The sequence below is a fragment of the Streptomyces sp. NPDC002788 genome (assembly GCF_053592115.1).
On record NZ_JBSFVB010000004.1, the window covers coordinates 217,342 to 236,864 of the forward strand.

The window sequence follows — 19,523 nt, forward strand, 5'->3', positions numbered from 1 at the left end:
CCGGCGCCGGCGGCTGAGCCCGGGTCGGCGGCTGCCCCGAACGCAATCAGCGGGTCTGCCGATATCGGCAGACCCGCTGGTCGACTCTGTCGGGACGACAGGATTTGAACCTGCGACCCCTTGACCCCCAGTCAAGTGCGCTACCAAGCTGCGCCACGTCCCGTTGCCCGCCTGACCTGGGGGTTTCCCCCGGCCGAACGCGCAGGGAAACAATACCGCACTCGCGCCGGTGAGCGCGCATCCGTTTCCGCGAGCACGGGCTGCCGATCGCCGTAGGGACGGCACTGGGGCTGCGCGCCCAGGGAATCGACGAGCCGCGGGTGTGGGCCCTGAGCGGCGACGCCGAGCTGGACGAGGGCAGCAACCACGAGGCGATCGCCTTCGCCGGGCCCGCCGGACTCGACCGGCTGCACACCGTCGTCGTCGACAACTCCTCGGCGACGTACGCGCGGCCCGGCGGGATCGCGGCCCGGTTCGAGGCGGCGGGCTGGTCCGCCCTCACCGTCGACTGGACCTCGGCCACCAGGACGCGGGCGCGGTGCTGGTGAGCGCCGCCGCCTCCTTCGACTGGCCGGCGGGCGGCTACACCCACATGGCGCCGGGCGACGTGGCGCTGCTCGACACCCTCGACGGCTGGACCGTCCATGTGCCGGGCCACCCCGACGAGGCCGAGACACTGCTGCGCCACGCGGTCGCCGCGGGCGACGACAAGGTGTACGTACGACTGTCCCTGCAGTCCAACGGGCGGGCGCTGCCCGTCGACGGGGAGCGCTTCCGCACCGTCCGCGAGGGGCGCTCCGGTGTCGTGGTCGCTGTCGGGCCGACGCTCGACGCGGTGCTCGACGCCACCGAGAACCTGGACGTCACCGTCCTGTACGCCACCACCGTCCGTCCTTTCGGCGGGGCCGCCCTGCGCCGGGCCACCGAGACCGCCGGGGGGACATCGTCCTCGTGGAGCCCTACCTGGCGGGCACCTCGACGGCCGCCGCGAACGACGCGCTGTCCGATATGCCGCACCGGGTCCTGGGGCTGGGCGTGGGCCGTCGTGAAGTGCGGCGGTACGGGCGGTTGGAGGAGCATGTCGCCGCCCACGGCCTCGACGCCCGGTCGCTGCGGGAGCGCATCGGGAGCTTCGCCGGGGCGGCCGCTGCCGCTTGAGATGCGGAGGCGTCACTCCCCCGCCGCGAGGCCAAGCCGGGGGTGTTCCTCCAGAAGCCGGGTCGGGGCCGCCTGACGCCAGGAGTCCGCGAGGATGTCCCGCAGTTCGCCCTCGTCCTCCAGCGCGGCGAGCCGGGCCCGCACCCAGGCGAACTGCGCCTCGTGGTCGGCGATCCAGAACTTCCCCGGCTCGGCGAGCACCAGCTCGTCCCGCTCCTCCTTGGGACATCGCACGGCGATCGACGTCTCGTCCTCGGGAAGGGTGGCGAACATCTTGCCCGCGACCCGGAACGTGGGCATGTTCCAGGCGATCTTCTCCGTCGTGTCCGGCAGGGACAGGGCGATCCGTCGTACGTCTTCGGCATCCGGCATGGCAGGCACCGTATCGGCTCCCACTGACAATCACCTGGTGAGAGCGGTTGCCGACAGGTGCTTGTAGTAGATCGTCGTCGGCCGCAGCTCGCCGTCGGGGCTCGCCGCGTAGTCGGGGATGGCGCCGACCGGGGTCCAGCCTGCGGACCGGTACAGGTGCTCGGCGGGGCTGCCGGTCTCGGTGTCCAGGTGCAGGAGGGTGACACCGGCCGCCGCGGCGGCGGCCTCGGCGGTGACCAGGAGCCTGCGCCCGAGACCCTGCCCGCGGGCCTCCCGGTGCACCATCAGCTTGACGAGTTCGGCGCGGTGGCGGCTGTTGGGCTTGCCGGGGAAGGCGAGGCTGACGGTGCCGAGCACCCGGCCGCCGTCGGGCGCCGCCCAGACGGCGAGCTGGCCCGCGGTCACGTCCGCCGCCCGCTCCTCCCACCACGCGAGCGCCTCGGCACGGCCGAGCGGGGCGAGGAAGCCGATCGAGGCACCGCCGTTCACGGTGTCCGTCAGCAGGTCCGCCAACGCCCCGGCGCACCGGAGCAGGTGCGTGTCGTCCAGACGGATCACGGCCGGACCACCGCCAGCAGATAGCGGACGCCCTCGGGGGCTGCGCACCGGAACCGGGTCGGCCCCCACACGCGCATGCGCAGGCAGTCGCCCGTGCCGAGGTGGTGCCCGATGTCCTGCACGGTCACCTCGAGGGCCCCTTCCAGGACCCAGATGTGCTGCTCCAGGCCGGCCACGGCAGGACGGTCGTAGGCGATGTCGGCGCCGGCGGTCAGGCGTCCCTCCACGAGTTCACCGCGCAGGGCGGAGTGCGGGGGTGACACGGACCGCCGGACGAAGCCGGAGGCCTGGTCCTGCCACCGGGGCTGTTCGGCGGCGCGCACCACGGGTGCCGGTTCGGCCTCGACCTCGCTGAGCAGTTGGGACATGGTCCGGCCGTAGACGGCGCACAGGCGGTTCAGGAGCGAGGCCGTGGGGCTGATCTCCGCCCGTTCGGCCCGGGACAGGGTGGACCGGCTCACTCCGCTGCGATCGGCCAACTCGCCCAGGGACCAGCCGTGTTCGGCCCGCAGTTCGGCCAGGCGTACCCCCAGCCGGGTATCGACGGTATCCGTCTCGTCGCTTCTCATATCCGGGACGCTATCCCTGATGTGCGACGGCCGGGTTACGGGCTCCTCACACCGGCAGCGGCTGTGCCCGGGCCGCCGCGCTCAGCGCGTCCAGCACCGGGCGGATCAGGGGGTGCCCCTCGGCTCCCCGGCGTACGGCGGCGAAGACGCGGCGGGTGGGGGCGGTGCCGTCGACGGGGCGGACGACCACGCCGGCGAGGTCCATGCCGCGCAGCGCCGAGCGCGGTACGAGGGCGACGCCCACATCGGCCGAGGCGAGGGCGACGACCGCGCGGAAGTCGTCCGAGGAGTGCTCCATGCGGGGCTGGAAGCCGGCGTTCTCACAGGCCAGGACGACCACGTCGTGGCAGGGATTGCCGGGGTACGGGCCGATCCAGGGGTCCTTGGCGAGTTCGGCGAGCGGGACCTCGGCCGCTTCGGCCAGGCGGTGCGTGACGGGGACGACCGCGTCGAAGGGCTCGGCGTACAGCGGCACGTGGGCCAGTCGCGGGTCGTCGGCGGGCGGTGCACCGCGGTACTCGACGGCTACGGCGACGTCGACCTGCCGGTCCAGCACCATGGGCAGGCTGGCGTCGCCCTCGGCGTCCTGGACGCGGATGCGGATGCCGGGCGCCGACTCGGCGAGCCGGGCCACCGCGGGCGCGACGACCAGGGCGATCCCGGTCGCGAAGGAGGCGACCGTGACGGTGCCGGCCGCGCCCGAGCTGTACGCGGCCAGCTCGGCCTCGGCACGTTCCAACTGGGCGAGGACCGCGTTGGTGTGGTTGAGCAGGATCTCGCCGGCGGGGGTGAGGCGTACGCCCTTGGCGCCGCGCTCGACGAGCCGGTGGCCGGTCTCCTGCTCCAGCGCGGCGAGCTGCTGGGACACCGCCGACGGGGTCAGGTACAGCGCGGCGGCCGCCGCCGTCACCGTGCGGTGGTCGGCCACCGCACGGAGGATGTGGAGCCGCCGCGCCTCGATCATGTGACCGATTCTCTCAGGTCACCGGCTGTTCTCAGCCTCCAGCTCCGCCCGCGCCGCCACGAAGGCGTCCACCGCGCGGTTCACGTCGTCGGCGGAGTGCGCGGCCGACAGCTGGACGCGGATCCTGGCCTGCCCCTGGGGCACGACCGGGTAGGAGAAGCCGATCACGTACACGCCGCGCTCCAGCAGCAGTTCCGCCATGCGCCCGGCGACCGCCGCGTCGCCGATCATCACCGGGGCGATGGCGTGGTCGCCGGGGAGGACGTCGAAGCCCTCCTCCGTCATGCGGCCGCGGAACAGGGCCGTGTTCTCGGCGAGCCGGACCCGCAGGTCGTCCGCCGACTCCAGCAGGTCCAGCACCTTCAGGGAGGCGGCCGCGATCACCGGGGCGAGCGTGTTGGAGAAGAGGTACGGCCGGGAGCGCTGCCGCAGCAGGGCGACGATCTCGGCGCGGGCGGCGACATAACCGCCGGAGGCACCGCCGAGTGCCTTGCCGAGAGTGCCGGTGATGATGTCGACGCGGTCCATGACGCCGTGCAGTTCGGGCGTGCCGCGCCCGCCCGGGCCGACGAAGCCGACGGCGTGCGAGTCGTCGACCATGACCATCGCGTCGTAGCGGTCGGCCAGGTCGCAGATCTCGCGCAGCGGGGCCACATAGCCGTCCATGGAGAAGACGCCGTCGGTGACGATCAGGCGGCGGCGGGCGTCGGAGGCCTCCTTCAGGCGGGCCTCCAGCTCGGCGAGATCGCGGTTGGCGTAGCGCAGGCGGCGGGCCTTGGACAGCCGGATGCCGTCGATGATCGAGGCGTGGTTCAGCGCGTCGGAGATGACCGCGTCCTGAGGGCCGAGGAGCGTTTCGAACACGCCGCCGTTGGCGTCGAAGCAGGAGGAGTACAGGATCGTGTCCTCCTGGCCGAGGAACGCCGACAGTCGCGCCTCGAGCTCCTTGTGCACCTCCTGCGTGCCGCAGATGAAGCGGACGGACGCCATGCCGTAGCCCCAGCGGTCGAGCGCGTCGTGGGCGGCGGCGACGACCTCGGGGTGGTCGGCGAGGCCGAGGTAGTTGTTGGCGCAGAAGTTGAGGACCTCGCCGGGGCGGCCGCCCGCGGTGACGTTCACGGTGGCGGACTGCGGGGTGCCGATCACGCGCTCGGGCTTGTGCAGCCCGGCGGCGCGGATCTCGTCGAGGGTGGCGCGCAGGTCGTCGCGCACGGAGTCGAACATCGGGAAGCTCCTGAGGTGCTTGCGGAGAAGGGAGTCACGCGGTCCAGTCGAGGATGACCTTGCCGCCGCGGCCGCTCGCCGCGTCCTCGAACGCCGCCTCGAAATCGCGGTGGCCGTAGCGGCCGGTGATGACCGGCGCGAGGTTTAGGCCGCCCTCGAGCAGGACCGACATGGCGTACCAGGTCTCGAACATCTCGCGGCCGTAGATGCCCTTGATGGTGATCATCGAGGTGACGATCCGGGCCCAGTCGACTGGGAACTCCTGCGCGGGCAGGCCGAGCATCGCGATACGACCGCCGTGCGTCATGTTGGCGATCATGTCGCGCATCGCCTCGGGGCGGCCGGACATCTCCAGGCCGATGTCGAAGCCCTCGCGCAGTCCGAGCGTGCGCTGCCCGTCGGCGATGGTGGCTCCGCAGACGTTCAGCGCGAGATCGACGCCGATCTTGCGGGCCAGCTCCAGCCGCTCCTCGCTGACGTCGGTGATCACGACGTTGCGGGCTCCCGCGTGCCTGGCCACGGCGGCGGCCATCAGGCCGATGGGGCCCGCGCCGGTGATCAGGACGTCCTCGCCGACGAGCGGGAACGACAGCGCGGTGTGCACGGCGTTGCCGAACGGGTCGAAGATCGCGGCCACGTCGAGGTCGACGGGCACCCGGTGCACCCAGACGTTTCCGGCGGGCAGGGCCACGTACTCGGCGAACGCGCCGTCCCGCCCCACTCCCAGCCCTACGGTGGCCCGGCACAGGTGGCGGCGGCCGGCCTGGCAGTTGCGGCACTTGCCGCACACCAGGTGGCCCTCGCCGCTGACCCGGTCGCCGACGGCGATGTCGGTGACGTCCCGCCCGGTCTCGACGACCTCGCCGACGAACTCGTGCCCGACCACGAGCGGGGCGCTGATCGTCTGTCGGGCCCAGCCGTCCCAGGCACGGATGTGCAGGTCGGTGCCGCAGACGCCGGTGCGCAGCACCTTGATCAGGACATCGCCGGGACCGATGACCGGCTCCGGGACGTCCGCGAGCCACAGTCCGGGTTCCGCCTTCTGTTTGACCAGCGCCTTCACCGCTACGGCTCCTGGGGGTGAGTCCCGGCTCCGGGCATACCGAAGAAGCCCCTGGGCCGGGAGAGGAGTGGAATCGCACAGCAATCTGCCGTACGACGGCGCACCGGTCCATCGAGGATTTCTTAAGCGCCGCCTCAGCTTTCCTTCACACGCTCAACGGGCCCGGCGGTGCCCCGGGGCGGTCAGTAGGGCAGCAGGCCGTCCCGGCCTTCCAGCTGGACGACGAGCTGCGCGGCGTGTTCCTTGATGGCGGTCAGGCCCGGTCTGCCCCACTGCCGCGGTTCGATGTCGGCGACGCTGACCGTGCCCAGCACCAGGCCCGTGCCGTCGAGGAGCGGCGCCCCCAGATACGAGCGGATGCCGAACTCGTCGACCACCGGATTGCCCGCGAACCGCGGATAGTCGCCGACGTCCTCCAAAGCCAGGGCTTTGCGTCGCGCCACCACATGGGGGCAGAAGCCGTGGTCGCGGGGCAGGGCGCGGCCGAGGCGCGGACGGGTGCCGTCGCTCCGCACGACGGGCGCCACGGCCGGGACGCACAGGCCCGCATAGAACTGGCCTTGTTCATCGGGGAAGTTGACCATGGCGTACGGCGCCCCGGTGACCTCCGCGAGGCGCTGGGCGAAGGCGTCGAGTGCGGGTTCGGGGTGCTCGCCCAGGCCCATCCCGCGCAGTCGGCGGGCGCGGGCGGGGGCCTCCTTGTCCTCAGGTGTGAGCAGCAGACGACCGGCCGGGCGCGGCGGGTCGTAGGTCATGGGCGTGCTCCCGGAATGTGGGCATGCGTCATAAAAGGTCTCCCTGGCCGGTGTTCCCGGATCACATGTGGGCGCCGTACCCCGTGGCGGGGGCCGACGTGTGGGCGATGAGGTGACGCACCAGGGTCAACAGGGTCTGGATCCCGGAGCTGGAGATCCGGGCGTCGCAGCACACGACGGGGATCTCGTCGGGCAGGTCGAGGGCACCTCGTACCTCCTCTGGATCGTAGCGGTAGGCGCCGTCGAACTCGTTGACGGCGATGATGAATCCGATGCCGCGCTGCTCGAAGAAGTCGACGGCCGCGAAACACTCCTGCAGGCGGCGGGTGTCGGCGAGGATGACCGCGCCGAGCGCGCCCTCGCACAACTCGTCCCACATGAACCAGAAGCGCTCCTGGCCGGGTGTTCCGAACAGGTACAGCACGTGGTCCGCGTCGAGTGTGATGCGGCCGAAGTCCATGGCCACGGTCGTCTCGACCTTGTTCTCGATGCCGTCGAGGTTGTCGGTCGCGGCGCTGACGGTGGTGAGCAGCTCCTCCGTGCTGAGCGGCGCGATCTCGCTGACCGCGCCGACGAAGGTCGTCTTGCCCACGCCGAACCCGCCCGCCACGAGGATCTTCAGCGCGGTCGGAAACGGATCGGCGTCGCGGCCGGGTCCGTCGGCGTAGTCAGAGCTGTCGTCGTAGTCCATCGAGCACTGCCTCCAGAAGGGCCCGGTCCGTCGGGTTGTGGTGGAACGCGGGGGGCTTGGTGGTCAGCGCCCCGCAGTCGACGAGGTCCGCCAGCAGCACCTTGGTGACGGCCACCGGCAGTTTCAGATGGGCGGCCACTTCGGCGACCGCGACGGGCACGCGGCACCGTTCGAGCGCCTGCGTGTGTTCGGGGCCGAGATAGCCGAGGGGGGTCGCCCCGGTGGCCATCACCTGCGACACGAGGTCGAGCGCGACGGTGGGACGGGTACGGCCGTTGCTGACCGTGAACGGGCGCACCAGCCGCCCGGCCGCGTCATCGAGCCAGGGCCCGTCACCGGCCGCCGTCACGCTCAAGGCCTCATCGCCGGGGATTCGACGGACTGCCGGGGAGCGGTCACCAGGTAGGGGCGGACGCTCTTGACCAGCATCGCCATCTCGTAGCCGAGCACGGCCGCGTCGGCCTCGCGGCCGGCGAGCACGGCCAGGCACGTGCCGGAGCCGGCGGTGGTGACGAACAGCAGGGTCGCGGCGAGTTCGACGACGACCTGCCGTACGTCACCGCCGTCGCCGAAGCGGACACCGGCGCTGCGGCCGAGCGAGTACAGGCCGGACGCCAGGGCGGCCATGTGGTCGGCGCTGTCCGGGTCGAGGCCGTGCACGGACTTCACGAGCCCGTCGCAGGACAGGAGCACCGCGGCACTCGTGTGCGGTACGCGCTGCACGAGGCCGCTCATCAGCCAGTCGAGATCGGATACATGGGCGGTCGGCGCATCGCTCGCCATGGTGGATCGACTCCTTGGGGTACGAAGGTCTGCGGGAGCGCTGGGGGTGGGGGTGGATACGCGAGTGGTCATCCGGCGGGGGCGCTCCCGTCCTGCCGGGTGGTGGTGCTGTGGTCGGGGCGGGGCCCGGGGGCCGGGGCGGCCGAGGAGGACCGCTCGCTGGGGAGCGGCTCGAGGTGCACCGGCCGCAGGGGCCTGAAGTCCCCGTGCGCGGACTCCTGATGTGTCGGATCCCTGTGTTTCGGATCCCCGTGCGCGGGCGCCGTACGGGTCGACTCCACGGGTGGGAAAGCCACATGCGTCGCATCCATGTGCGCTGACTCCATGTGCGCTGACTCCATGTGGGCTGACTCCATGTGGGCCGGCGCCGTGTCGCCCCACTCCATGTCCCCGGCCTCCAGGTGCTGTTGGGCCTCGGCGAGGCTGATACCGCGCTGGAAGGCCGCCATCAGGCCGGGGTCGTGGCCCACGAGGAACTCGGGGTCCTGGCGCGGTGTCGGACCGTCGCGCAGCTGCGGTGCGATGTGCTCCTGGGCGCGGCGGCGGGGCAGTTGGGGCTTGCCCATGGTGCCGCGCACGGTGCCGTTGCGGGGGGTGGGCGGCGCGTCCCCGTGCTCGGCGAGGGCCCGCCGGTCCTCGGGCTTGATCCCGGGCCGTGCCTCGGCCGGAGTGGTCCGCTCCCTGCGGGCTCCGCGCACGGGCAGGGGCGCGGGGCGTCCGCTCCGCGCGCTTGCGTCCAGGGCCGGTTCGGCCGCGTGCTGCTGCCCGTGAGGAGCGGTGGGTGACCCGAGCGGGATCGAGGACCATACGTCGGACGCCGGCACCGACGCTGAGGGGTACTTGGGCGCGCCCCCCTCGTCCGGGGCCTGCTCTCCGAAGCCGCCACCGCCTCCGGCCCCGAAACCGACTCCCACCACGGCACCAGCACCAGCACCAGCCGAAGACGGGCCGTTCTGCCCGAGCTGCGACGGCTGCCCCGCCGACGGCCCTGACGGCCCAGGCTGCCGCATCGGCACCGCCGGACGCTCGGCCCCCGCCGCCCCGCCCTGCGGCTCCGCTCCCCCGGTCGCCCCCGCCTCCGCCCCGAGCATCGCCTGCGGCACCACGAGGACGGCCTGCACTCCGCCGTAGATGTTGGTCTGCAGGCGGACGGTGATGCCGTGCCGCCGGGCGAGCTGCGAGACGACGAACAGACCGATGCGACCGTCGGCGAGGAGCCGCGCGACGTTCACCTGGTCCGGGTCGGCGAGCAGGGCGTTCATCCGTGCCTGCTCCTCGACGGGCATGCCGAGGCCGCGGTCCTCGACCTCGACGGCGAGCCCGGAGGTGACGAGGTTGGCACGCAGCAACACCTGGGTGTGCGGGGCGGAGAACACCGTGGCGTTCTCGACGAGTTCGGCCAGCAGGTGGATGACGTCGGCGACGGCGTGCCCGCGCAGCTGTCCGTCGATCGGCGGGACGAGCTTGACCCGCGAGTACTGCTCGACCTCGGCGATGGCCGACCGCAGAACCTCGGTCATGGGGACCGGGTTGCTCCACTGCCGGCGGGAGACGGCCCCGCCGAGCACCGCGAGGTTCTCGGCGTGACGGCGGATACGGGTGGCGAGGTGATCGACGTGGAAGAGCCCTTTGAGCAGGTCGGGGTCCTCCATCTCGTTCTCGAGCTCGTCGAGGATGGAGATCTCGCGGTGGACCAGGGACTGCAGGCGCCTGGCGAGGTTGACGAACACCTCGAGCTTCTGTTCGCTGCCCGTCTGGCTGGAGAGCTGGGAGGCGTGGACGACGGCGGTGACGGCGCCGTCGTGCGCTCGGGCCAGGTCGGCGGTGAGGAGGTCGAAGTCGTCGGCGTCCTCGCCGGGGCCACCGGGCCTGCTCTGCGGATCGTGCTGCGGCGGGCCGTCGCCGCGGCGCAGCGCCTCGACCAGGGCGCGCAGATCCGCCTCACGGCGCGCGGTGGTGCGGCGCAGGAGGCCGACGCGGTCGTGCACGGTCCGGGCGGCCCGGTTGGCGGCCACCGCGGCGACGACGATGCCCACGAGGGTCACCGACACCGCGCCACCGAGCACGGCCCACAGGGTGAGGCCCGGCCGTACTCCGGTGGACCGGACGGTGAAGAGGACGGCCGCGCAGCCGCTGAGGGCGACGGCGACGGGCGGCAGTACGGCGATGCGCAGCAGTTGGGAGCGTATGTGGGTCTCGGGCAGCGCGGGTGCCGTGCGGGTGGCCGGGCGGCCGTGCCGCCCGCCCTCACGGCGTTCTGTGCGTGCGGCCGGGGCTCGGAGGTGAGACATCGGTGTCCTCGTACTCGTCCGTCGGGCCTGAGTGCCAGGGGGGCTTGCGGAGGTGCGCCCGGGCTCGGGGGGCCGCTTCCGCACGCCCCGACCGCCCGCGGTCTCACCCCGCTGCCGCCCGGCGCCGGCGCGAGCGGGGTCCGTGTGCCGCCCCGGGCCGGGGCCGACGGCGGCACCCGTGCCGGCGTCGGTGGTGCGCGGGCAGCGGGGATCCCCCTCGTGTCGGCTCCCTCGTCCGCCTTGCGCCTGCACGTGCCTGTCCCCCGCTCCCTGATCCGCACTGTTTCCCGACGGCCACTGACAGTAGTCGCCAGCGCATCATGTGCGGTGGGCAGTTGACAAACTCATACGGAGAGCGTCCCGCTCTGGTATGAGCTCTCGTACGACAGACCGATAACCCCCATATGAATCCGGCCAAGAACAGTCATGGTTCGATCCGACCTGGTCAGAAAGGGTCATACAGAAACGGCGAGGGGCCGGGGAGCCATCTGCTCCCCGGCCCCTCGCCGTCCGTCTGCCGTAGGCCCCGGTCAGCCCGCCGTGAGCGTCCCGGAATCCTCGGTCCCCTTGGCGCCCCTCCACCCTTCGTCACTCACTGTGTCGGTCTGGGCCAGGGCTGCCCGGTCCGACACGGTCTTGATCGTGGCGTCGGAGACGGCCTCCGCGACCGGACGGCCACCCGCCGGGGCGAGCGCCACCCCACGCCACCACGGCTCGGACGGGACGGTCCCGGCCGTGGGCTCGAAGGGCTCGCCCGGCCGGGGCAGGGCGATCCGCGCGCCCACGGCGCGCCCGGCCTCGAGCGTCCCCTCGCCGGGTTCCGCCCACGGGTGCGTGGCCAGATTGAAGGTGGCCCAGTGAATCGGCAGCATCGGTCCGTGCTGCGGTCCTCCCTGGAGGTCGAGATGGGCGCGCAAGCCCTCCTCGGGCGTCATGTGGATGTCGGGCCAGAAGCCGGAGTACGCGCCGATCTGGATCATCGTGGCGTCGAACGGGCCGTGCTCGGCACCGATCTCCTTGAAGCCGTCGAAGTAGCCGGTGTCGCCGCTGTGGTAGATCCGGCGCTCCTCGCCTTCGACGACCCAGGAGGCCCACAGCGTGTGCTGGGTGTTGCGCAGGCCCCGGCCGCAGAAGTGCCGGGCCGGGGTGGCGGTCAGGGTGAGGCCGCCGATCCTCGTCGACTCGTGCCAGTCCAGCTCGCGCAGCCGGCCGGCCGACACGCCCCAGTGCTCCAGGTGGGCACCGACGCCGAGCGGGACCGCGAACAGCGTGTCCGTGCCGGCCAGAGCCTTGATGGTGGGCATGTCCAGGTGGTCGTAGTGGTCGTGCGAGATGACCACGACGTCCACCGGGCCGAGCGCGGCGAGCGGCAGGGGCACGGGGTGCAGCCGCCTGGGACCGGCGAAGGCGAACGGGGAGCAGCGCTCGCCCCACACCGGGTCGAACAGGACCCGCCGGCCGTCGATCTCCGCGAGCACGCTGGAGTGCCCCATCCAGGTCAGCCGCAGCCCGGTGGCCGGGGGCCGGGCGATGTCGGCGAGGGTGGTGGCGTGCACCGGCACGGTGCCGTTGGGTATGCGGCGGGTGCGGGTCTCCTTGTCGAAGAAGACCTTCGCGAAGTCCAGGGCCGAGCCCGAGGGCCGGGTCCGCGCGACGCCGCCGGGGTTCTGGAAGACCCCGTCCTTGAAATGGGGCGATCTGCGGATGCGCGCCATGCGCTCACCGCGCGGGTCCGCGCCGAACGCCCCGGGCCGCAGCGCGCGGAGCCCGGAGCTCAGGGTACGGAAGCCGGCCACGGTACCTCCAGGTGGAGTCGGTCAGGCTTTCCATTATGGTCGGCCCCTACGACACCACTGGGGCGCAGGTGTCCCACTGACGGAGATACTGACCGACCATTCAGAAACCCGGTGGCGGAGGCTCCCCTGCGGCCAGCCCCCTGCTGTCCCTGGCCCGGGCCGATCATCACGGCCGGCAGGGCTTCCTGGTCGTCGACCGGCTGGTGCGCGGTGTCGCCGGCGGCGGTCTGCGGATGCGGGCGGGCTGCACCCTGGACGAGGTGACGGGCCCCGCCCGCGGCATGACCGTGAAGGAAGTCCTGCGCTACGCCCCCGCGAACCGCTACAAGCCGCTCGGCGGCGCCGAGGGCGGTATCGACGGGCTCGCCGCCCATGTGACGTCCTACGCCGGCGCGGTACCGCGGACGCGGGCGCAGCAGTGGGTGGAGGAGGCACTGTCGCGTGAACTGGCCCTGTAGTCACCCGCCTCGGCCCGGCCACAGGTTTCGCGGCACTGCGGGCGGGCCCGGCAAAGGCGCTGCGACGGGAGCCGTGACGCTCCCGCAACCGCCGGACGTCGGAAGGGGCCGTCTCAGGGTGTCCGCCCGCAGCGGTCGGCGCGTCGACGCCAGTGAGCCGGTAGGACACCCCATCACGCCGTTCCGAGGGCGTACCCCCCGGCGGCCCGGACCACCCACCGGCGTCATGCGCAAGCGCGCACCCCCACCGGCCAGCCACAGGCCACCGCAGGCACCCGCACCCTCACGCCACCGGAGCGATCCGCATCCGGATGTCCGCCGGGGACAGTGCCCCCTTGGCCGTCACATGGTCACCCGACGACTGCCCGCGCAGCCGGCGCCCGATCCACGGCACCAGGAACTCGCGTGCCCAGTGGACGTCGTCGCGCCGGATGTCGAGGGTGCCGCGCGGCGGCAGCGGTGGCCAGGGCTGCTCGGGGTCGGCCGGCACGTCGAGGCCGAGCACCTGGCCCGCCCGGAGCGCCACGCGCGTGTGCCCCTCGGGCGACAGGTGCAGCCGGTCGGCATCCCACGCCCTGCGGTCCTGGACACTGCGCAGGGACCACAGGTCGAGCACCGGGCAGCCGTACCGGTCGGCGATGGCCCGGACATGGCCGTTGTACGTAGCGATCTTGCCGCGCAGATGCTTGAGCACGGGCACGCCGCGGGTGTCGAATCCGGTCGTCACCATCACCGTGCCGGCCACGGCCGTGAGCTGGGCGAGAGCCCGCTCGAAACGCTCGGCCACCTCGTCCGGGTCGGTGCCGGGCCGGATGATGTCGTTGCCCCCGGCGCAGAACGAGACGAGGTCGGGGGCCATTTCGACGGCCCGCGGAACCTGGTCCGCCACGATCTGGTCGAGAAGCTTCCCGCGCACGGCGAGGTTGGTGTACTGGAAGTCGCCTTCAGGCCGGAGGTCGGCGAGCAGGACGGCGAACCGGTCGGCCCAGCCGACGAACGCCCCGTCGGGGCCGGGATCACCGACGCCCTCGGTGAAGCTGTCCCCCACCGCCACGTACGACCCGATCACTGCTCTGCTGTCACTCTTCGAATCGTCTGCCACAGCCGTTTATGATTCACCCTCGAATGTGACCTACGCGACCGTAGGCCGGGGTTGACGGGCGGTGAGAAAGGCCACTCCTAAAGTGTTCGCCAACTCCGGAATAGGCAGCCTGTCAGGGATGTTTCGGAGTGGACCGCCAAATCCGGAGGTCGGTGCGGTTCGGTTGGTTCGGGACCAGCAGCGTCTCGGTGCGGTCGTGGAACAGGGAGCGGACGCCGGATTCACCCACGTGACGGCGGAGCCCGGTGGTGGGGTCGCAGTTGTCGCCGTAACCGGCGTAGCAGGCCGTGGGGTGGTCGTACTCGTCGAGGGCACCCCCGCGCGGCGTGTCGAAGGGGGCGTCCGGGGACCGGACGTCGGTCGCGTTCCAGAAGTTGTTGATGGGTGCGCACACACCGAAGGCCGGACCCGGGGATCGGGGTCCGGCCTTCGGCCGCGTGTCGGGCAGGTGGTCGTGCGGTCGGTCAGCCGACGGAGACGCCGTGCGAGCGCAGGAAGGCGACCGGGTCCACGTCCGAGCCGTAGTCCGGCGTGGTGCGGATCTCGAAGTGCAGGTGCGGTCCGGTGACGTTGCCGGTCGCACCGGACAGGCCGATCTGCTGCCCGGCGGTCACGGTCTGGCCGGCCGAGACCGAGAGCTGGGACAGGTGGGCGTACTGGGCGTAGTAGCCGTCGTCGAGCTTGATGACGACCTGGTTGCCGTACGCGCCGCCCCAGCCGGCGGAAACGACCGTGCCCGCGCCGACGGCCTTCAGGGAGGTGCCGGTCGGGACGACGAAGTCGACACCGGTGTGGTAGCCGCTGGACCACATGCTGCCGGCCATGCGGTACGGCGTGCCGACGACGGCACCGGCCACCGGGAGGGTGTAGCCGCCGGCGTTGGTCTGGGCGGCCGGCTTGGCGGCGGCCGGCTTCGCAGCGGTCTCCGCCTTCGCGGCGGTCTCCGCCTTCGCGGACGACTCGGCGGAGGAGGACTTCTTCGCCGGCTTCTCGGCCGAGGCCTTCGGCGCGGACGAGGACGGCTTCTCGCTCGAGGCCGCCTTCTTGCCGATCGAGAGCTTGAGGCCCGGGTGGATCAGCGACGGGTCGTCGCCGACCGCGTCACGGTTGTCCGCGTAGAGCTTCTTCCAGCCGCCGCTGACGTGCTGGTCCTCGGCGATCTTCGCGAGCCAGTCGCCGGCCTTCACGGTGTACGTGCGGGTATCCGTGGCCTTTTCGGCGGCCTTCTTCTCGGCGGCCGGAGCGGACTGGACGGCCTTTTGCGGAGCCGACTGCGGGGCGGCCTGGGCGCCGGCGGCCCCCATGAGCGGAAGCGCGAGGGCGGCCCCGCCGGTTCCGGCGACGGCGATGGAACGGGTGAAACGCTGGGTCTTCGGGCGGCGGTGCTTACCCTTCGCGGGCATGGCGAATTCCTCTCCGTCGCCTGCGAGGTGAGCTGTCGGGTGCGGGCTGGAGATGCCCGGCCGCGCCCAGGCGCGGCTTAACCCCAAGCCGTTCCGGGAACCGGAACAGGCGTCTTACCTGTGGGTCCCCCGCTCCTGCCGTACGTCGGGTCAGTGTGTGGGGCTCCGGGCGGCGGCAGGATTAGGCGTCCGTCCGGATTGGTGTGGAACGTAAGCGACCAAGACGCAATGGGACAAGCTTGCGGTTGCCTGTGAAGCTCTTTTTCTTGACGCGTCGGCACATTTCATCGTCACCCAGCGTGGATTACCGATCTCCGGCTTTCACCAAGAACCCTGAATAACGCCAGAATTACGTGCACATGGCAACAACGCATCGTCACGAATATGACGATGGTCACGCACCCCGACCCCATCTCCTTTACGATCGGGGCACGTTATGGCTAAATGGCGAGAAAGCCCCCCATTAGGACATAAGGGCTACTTCTGTTTGAGGTGGACGACAGTAGCGTCCAGGTCGCCACGCAGACCGACCCGCAGGCCGTGATGCAACAGCACGGCGCCTCGGTGAATTTCGCCCGTTTCGAGGCATTCGTACGTTGCTGCCGGGTTGATACCGTGCAGCCGGAGCGCCGGCACGGGCTCGCCGTAGCGCTGCGCCTGGAGCCAGGCGAGGACGACGGTCTCGTCACCGAGGACGTACTGCACCGCGCTCAGACCACCCTCCGGGGGCCGCAGCCGATAGAGGTCGCCGCGCTGCACCACGGGCCGGATCTCCTTGTACAGCCCCACCCACTCCCGGGCCTCGGCGAGCTCCTCCTGCGTCCACCGCGTGAGGTCGCCGCCGACACCGAGCACCCCGGCCATGGCGCTGACGAACCGGAACCGCAGGGAGCTGGCCCGGTGGTTGAGCATGGCGTTCGGGCTGTCGGTGACCCAGGCGGCCATGACCCGGGCCGGGTGGATCTGGCTGAAGCCGTGCTGGACGGCGAGCCGGTCGAGCGGGTCGGTGTTGTCCGAGGTCCACACCTGGTCCGTCCGGCTCAGCACCCCGAGGTCGATCCGCCCGCCGCCGCCCGAGCAGGACTCGAAGGCCACGCCCGGGTGGGCGGCCCGCAGCCGGTCCAGCAGGGCGTACAAGCCCCGGACGTGGTCGACCCACAGCCGCTGCGGATAAGAGTCATCCGGCCAGCCGGCGTCGGTGAAGCAGCGGTTGAAGTCCCACTTGACGTAGTCGATCGGGGCACTGGAGAGGAGCCCGTCGAGCTGCTCCCACAGGTACTCCTGAACATCCTCGCGGGCAAGGTTGAGTACGAGCTGATTGCGGAATTCCGTCCGCTTTCGTCCGGGTTGGTACTGCACCCAGTCGGGGTGGGCGCGATACAGATCGCTGTCCGGATTGACCATCTCGGGCTCGACCCAGATCCCGAACTGCATGCCGAGGTCGTGCACCTGGTCGGCGAGCGGCCTGAGCCCGCCGGGGAAGCGGTCGGGGTTGGGGGTCCAGTCGCCGAGCCCGGCCCGGTCGCTGGTACGCGTCCCGAACCAGCCGTCGTCGACGACGAACAGTTCGACCCCCATGGCCGCGGCCCGCTCGGCCAGCGCCCGCTGCTGCTCCTCGGAGATGTCGAACTCGGTGGCCTCCCAGGAATTGAACAGCACCGGCCGGTCCCGCTCGGCGTCCGGGATCACGTGGGTCCGCTGATAGGCGTGCCAGGCGCGGCTCGCCCCGCCGAAGCCGCCGTCGCTCCAGAGTCCGGCGAAGACGGGGGTCGTGTACGAGTCCCCCGTGCCCAGCATCAGCAGGCCCGAGTCGTCGTGGCCGGCGCCGCCGGTGATCTGCACGCGTGCGTCCGGGAGTTGGGCCACGGCGATGCGCCAGGAACCGGACCAGCCCAGGGCGCAGCCATAGACCTCGCCGCTCTCCTCGGTGGCGTCGGTGTCGAGGGCGACCCACGGCAGGTGCTGGTGGGAGGTGTGGCCGCGGCGGCTGCCGATGACCTTCTCGCCGTGGGTGAGGGCGGAGCGGGCCAGCCGGGACTCGGCGCCCCAGCGGCCGTGCAGTTGGGACAGCCGCCAGGTGTCGCGGTCGGGCAGCGTCCAGGTGGCGGAGTCGGCGCGCAGCACCTCGACGGCCGGGCCCTGATTGTCCAGGGTCACCCAGCGCTCGACGACATCCGTCGAGGAGCGCATCCGGTAGTGCAGCGTGACGGCCAGGTCGCCGTCACGGAAGCGGAGCCGCAACTCGTCGTCGCCGGCGTCATGCCCCTCGTAGAGCCACTCGGTGCCACGCCGCTCGCCGGTGCGGACGGACAGGGCGGGCCGGGCGAAACGGGGGCCGCCCTCGACCGGGTACTCCTCACGCCCGTCGAGCGGGGACTCGAAGGGCCAGTAGTCAGGCAGCGGCCGGACGGCGAGGGCCTCGGCGTCGGCGAGGGTGATGCGCGGTCCCCAGTGCAGGTGCAGCAGCTCGTCGCGGCCGGTGACATGGATGGCATAGCTACTGGCCGGGCCCGAGAGCACCCACGTACGACCGTCTTCGGAGATGTCCAGCATCAAGGCCTCACAGATTCGAACAAGCCCGACCAGGTGCGACCAGGCCCCAACATCATCAAGGGCTGCCGGGGCTCCGGGCAACGCCTGTGGACAACTCATTGCCCCAGGCAGGCATGTCGTATCGTCGTGTGGTGCCCGCCGACGAGCCGCGCCGGCGGCGCCGAAGGGGAGGAGCCCTCGTGACACAGCAGGTCCCGTCGACCGAGCCCGAGCTGGCCGGAGTGCGCAACTTCCGTGATGTGGGCGGACTTCCGACCGTGGACGGTCGGCGGGTGCGGCAGGGAGTGCTGTTCCGCAGCGGCCACCTCGCCCACGCGACCGGGGAGGACGCCGCCTTCCTGACCACCCTGGGCCTGCACACGATCTTCGACTTCCGCAACGCGGCCGACCAGAAGCTCGAAGGCCCGGACGTCGAGCTGCCGGGCGTGCGCAATGTGAACCTGCCGCTGAGCGACCCGGCCGACGGCGCCGAGTTCTGGAAAATGGTCCGCGACGGCGACCTGGACCAGCTGCGCGCGATCCTCGCGGACGGCAAGGGCGCGGACCGGATGATCGCCTCCTACCGCATGATCATCAAGGACCGCACCGCCGAGCACTCCCAGGTGCTCCATGCGCTGGCCGAGGACAGCGTGCCCGCGCTGATGCACTGCGCGGCGGGCAAGGACCGCGCGGGCCTGTCCGTCGCGGTGACGCTGCTCGCCGTGGGCGTCGAGCGCGAGGCGATCGTCGACGACTACCTGAAGTCGAACGCCAAGCACCGCCGCTACAAGGTGCACCGCAGCAGCTCGCACGCCTCGGCCTACTCCCCCGAGGTGATGGAGCTGCTCAGCCCCCTCTTCGACGCACGCGCCGAGTACCTGACGGCGGCCTTCGACACCATCGAGGAGACCTGGGGCGGCGTCGACACCTACCTGGAGAAGGGCCTCGGCCTCACTCCGGAGACCCGGGAGCGGCTGCGCGAGCGGCTCCTCGACTGAGGCTCCAGCCGACGGTCACTTCGCCCCCACCTCGAACAGCAGGTACACGAACGCGGCGAAGACGTGCCCCAGCACGAGACAGATGAGCAGCCGCACCCACAGGGCGCGGGGGAACTTCTCCTCCATGTTGCTCATGACAGGTCCCCAGGCGTGGGACCAAGGCACAGGGCGGCCGTCGGGCTCTGCAGCAGGGTGTGGACGAAGAGCAGCTCGACGCCGTCGTGGTCCTCGGCGGCGATCCGGTGCGGGGTGAGCGAGTCGAAGTGGGCACTGTCGCCGGCCTCCAGCCGGTGTGCGGCGTCCCCGAGGCGCAGCCGAAGCCGACCGCGCAGGGCATGGAGCCATTCCTCCCCGGGGTGGACGCGCACGATGTCGCCCTGGGCGCCGTACGGGACGTGGACCCGCAGGGCCTGCATCCCGCAGCCGGGGCCGCCGGCCTGCCAGCAGGTCCAGCCGCCCGCCGTGGTCGGTTCCATGTCGGCCGCGCGGATGACCGCGTCCCGATCGGCGACCGTCTTGCCGAGCAGTTCGGAGACCGTCGTACCGTAGACGCGGGCGAGCGCGAGCAGCATCGGCAGCGAGGGCTGGCGCTGCCCGGTCTCCAGACGGGAGAGGTGGGCGGGCGACAGCCCGGCGGCGCGGGCCGCGGTCTCCAGCGTCAGGGAGGCCTGGCGCCGCAGCGCCCGCAGCCGGGGTGCGACGACGGCCGGCAGCATGCCGGGCGCCTGGTCGGCCGACGAATCGGCTCCCAGGGGCCGCTCGGTCTCGGAGGAACTCACGGCTCCATTAGCCGGAGCCTTGCCTCA

19 protein-coding genes, 1 tRNA gene, 3 pseudogenes and 1 riboswitch are annotated in these 19,523 nt (G+C 71.8%); of the genes and pseudogenes, 4 read left to right on the forward strand and 19 right to left on the reverse strand.

The annotated features are described in order from the left end of the window. Positions 1-89: 89 nt before the first annotated feature. A tRNA-Pro gene (locus tag ACWD1U_RS10010) sits at positions 90-163 on the reverse strand. A gap of 91 nt (positions 164-254) precedes the next feature. Between ACWD1U_RS10010 and ACWD1U_RS10015 the strand changes: the two are divergent. Both ACWD1U_RS10015 and ACWD1U_RS10020 read left to right on the forward strand, forming a co-directional pair. Further along, positions 255-509 (forward strand): annotated as a pseudogene (locus tag ACWD1U_RS10015) (transketolase); the annotation flags it as partial. Continuing rightward, a pseudogene (locus ACWD1U_RS10020) lies at positions 506-1,158 on the forward strand (transketolase); the annotation flags it as partial. The pseudogenes ACWD1U_RS10015 and ACWD1U_RS10020, both read left to right, overlap by 4 nt. Before the next feature lie 12 nt (positions 1,159-1,170). Here the strand turns inward: ACWD1U_RS10020 and ACWD1U_RS10025 are convergent. The 12 genes from ACWD1U_RS10025 to ACWD1U_RS10080 form a co-directional block, all read right to left on the reverse strand. Then, on the reverse strand, positions 1,171-1,530 hold the full coding sequence (locus tag ACWD1U_RS10025; protein ID WP_451106098.1) for an MmcQ/YjbR family DNA-binding protein: 360 nt from the start codon (positions 1,528-1,530) through the stop codon (positions 1,171-1,173). Positions 1,531-1,560: 30 nt separating this feature from the next. Beyond that, complete coding sequence (locus tag ACWD1U_RS10030) at positions 1,561-2,088, reverse strand: N-acetyltransferase family protein (protein ID WP_451106099.1); 528 nt, start codon at positions 2,086-2,088, stop codon at positions 1,561-1,563. Next, positions 2,085-2,657 (reverse strand): helix-turn-helix domain-containing protein, encoded by a 573-nt coding sequence (locus ACWD1U_RS10035; RefSeq protein WP_451106100.1) that lies wholly within the window; start codon positions 2,655-2,657, stop codon positions 2,085-2,087. The genes ACWD1U_RS10030 and ACWD1U_RS10035 overlap by 4 nt, the downstream gene beginning before the upstream one ends. A 46-nt stretch (positions 2,658-2,703) precedes the next feature. Continuing rightward, on the reverse strand, positions 2,704-3,621 hold the full coding sequence (locus ACWD1U_RS10040; RefSeq protein ID WP_451106102.1) for a LysR family transcriptional regulator: 918 nt from the start codon (positions 3,619-3,621) through the stop codon (positions 2,704-2,706). Positions 3,622-3,639: 18 nt separating this feature from the next. Then, positions 3,640-4,845 carry a glycine C-acetyltransferase gene (locus ACWD1U_RS10045; RefSeq protein WP_451106104.1) on the reverse strand — a complete coding sequence of 402 codons (1,206 nt, stop codon included), beginning with the start codon at positions 4,843-4,845 and terminating at the stop codon, positions 3,640-3,642. 34 nt (positions 4,846-4,879) lie between these two features. Further along, positions 4,880-5,908: an L-threonine 3-dehydrogenase gene (gene tdh / locus ACWD1U_RS10050; RefSeq protein WP_451106106.1), complete on the reverse strand. Its 1,029-nt coding sequence runs from the start codon at positions 5,906-5,908 to the stop codon at positions 4,880-4,882. 182 nt (positions 5,909-6,090) lie between these two features. Next, the gene (locus ACWD1U_RS10055; RefSeq protein ID WP_451106107.1) at positions 6,091-6,663 is read right to left on the reverse strand and encodes a GAF domain-containing protein; all 573 of its coding nucleotides are present in this window, start codon (positions 6,661-6,663) and stop codon (positions 6,091-6,093) included. Between the two features lie 61 nt (positions 6,664-6,724). After that, positions 6,725-7,354, reverse strand: coding sequence for a GTP-binding protein (locus tag ACWD1U_RS10060; protein ID WP_451106108.1), 630 nt, complete (start codon positions 7,352-7,354; stop codon positions 6,725-6,727). Beyond that, positions 7,332-7,703 carry a DUF742 domain-containing protein gene (locus tag ACWD1U_RS10065; protein WP_333935161.1) on the reverse strand — a complete coding sequence of 124 codons (372 nt, stop codon included), beginning with the start codon at positions 7,701-7,703 and terminating at the stop codon, positions 7,332-7,334. Before ACWD1U_RS10065 ends, ACWD1U_RS10060 begins: the two co-directional genes overlap by 23 nt. Positions 7,704-7,705: 2 nt before the next feature. Next, the gene (locus ACWD1U_RS10070; RefSeq protein ID WP_451106109.1) at positions 7,706-8,137 is read right to left on the reverse strand and encodes a roadblock/LC7 domain-containing protein; all 432 of its coding nucleotides are present in this window, start codon (positions 8,135-8,137) and stop codon (positions 7,706-7,708) included. A gap of 68 nt (positions 8,138-8,205) precedes the next feature. Beyond that, on the reverse strand, positions 8,206-10,428 hold the full coding sequence (locus ACWD1U_RS10075) for an ATP-binding protein (RefSeq protein WP_451106110.1): 2,223 nt from the start codon (positions 10,426-10,428) through the stop codon (positions 8,206-8,208). A gap of 530 nt (positions 10,429-10,958) precedes the next feature. Then, positions 10,959-12,224 carry an MBL fold metallo-hydrolase gene (locus ACWD1U_RS10080; RefSeq protein ID WP_451106112.1) on the reverse strand — a complete coding sequence of 422 codons (1,266 nt, stop codon included), beginning with the start codon at positions 12,222-12,224 and terminating at the stop codon, positions 10,959-10,961. 140 nt (positions 12,225-12,364) lie between these two features. Between ACWD1U_RS10080 and ACWD1U_RS10085 the strand changes: the two are divergent. Next, positions 12,365-12,583, forward strand: a pseudogene (locus ACWD1U_RS10085) (glutamate dehydrogenase); the annotation flags it as partial. Between the two features lie 382 nt (positions 12,584-12,965). Here the strand turns inward: ACWD1U_RS10085 and ACWD1U_RS10090 are convergent. The 4 genes from ACWD1U_RS10090 to ACWD1U_RS10105 all read right to left on the reverse strand — a co-directional run bounded on the left by ACWD1U_RS10090 (position 12,966) and on the right by ACWD1U_RS10105 (position 17,740). Next, positions 12,966-13,751, reverse strand: a complete 786-nt coding sequence (locus ACWD1U_RS10090) for an SGNH/GDSL hydrolase family protein (protein WP_451106419.1) — start codon at positions 13,749-13,751, stop codon at positions 12,966-12,968. 145 nt (positions 13,752-13,896) lie between these two features. Further along, positions 13,897-14,178 (reverse strand): DUF6250 domain-containing protein, encoded by a 282-nt coding sequence (locus ACWD1U_RS10095; RefSeq protein ID WP_451106113.1) that lies wholly within the window; start codon positions 14,176-14,178, stop codon positions 13,897-13,899. A 70-nt stretch (positions 14,179-14,248) separates the two neighbouring features. Beyond that, positions 14,249-15,187: a M23 family metallopeptidase gene (locus tag ACWD1U_RS10100; RefSeq protein ID WP_451106115.1), complete on the reverse strand. Its 939-nt coding sequence runs from the start codon at positions 15,185-15,187 to the stop codon at positions 14,249-14,251. 4 nt (positions 15,188-15,191) lie between these two features. Then, positions 15,192-15,346, reverse strand: a riboswitch (cyclic di-AMP (ydaO/yuaA leader). 318 nt (positions 15,347-15,664) lie between these two features. Next, positions 15,665-17,740, reverse strand: a complete 2,076-nt coding sequence (locus ACWD1U_RS10105; RefSeq protein WP_451106117.1) for an alpha-galactosidase — start codon at positions 17,738-17,740, stop codon at positions 15,665-15,667. A gap of 179 nt (positions 17,741-17,919) precedes the next feature. On the opposite strand from ACWD1U_RS10105, the gene ACWD1U_RS10110 reads away from it, so the two are divergent. Beyond that, positions 17,920-18,717, forward strand: a complete 798-nt coding sequence (locus tag ACWD1U_RS10110) for a tyrosine-protein phosphatase (RefSeq protein ID WP_451106119.1) — start codon at positions 17,920-17,922, stop codon at positions 18,715-18,717. Between the two features lie 15 nt (positions 18,718-18,732). On the opposite strand, the gene ACWD1U_RS10115 is transcribed toward ACWD1U_RS10110, so the two are convergent. Then, positions 18,733-18,852, reverse strand: coding sequence for a DUF6126 family protein (locus tag ACWD1U_RS10115; RefSeq protein WP_451106121.1), 120 nt, complete (start codon positions 18,850-18,852; stop codon positions 18,733-18,735). Continuing rightward, complete coding sequence (locus ACWD1U_RS10120; RefSeq protein WP_451106123.1) at positions 18,849-19,496, reverse strand: helix-turn-helix domain-containing protein; 648 nt, start codon at positions 19,494-19,496, stop codon at positions 18,849-18,851. Before ACWD1U_RS10120 ends, ACWD1U_RS10115 begins: the two co-directional genes overlap by 4 nt. Positions 19,497-19,523 lie beyond the last annotated feature (27 nt).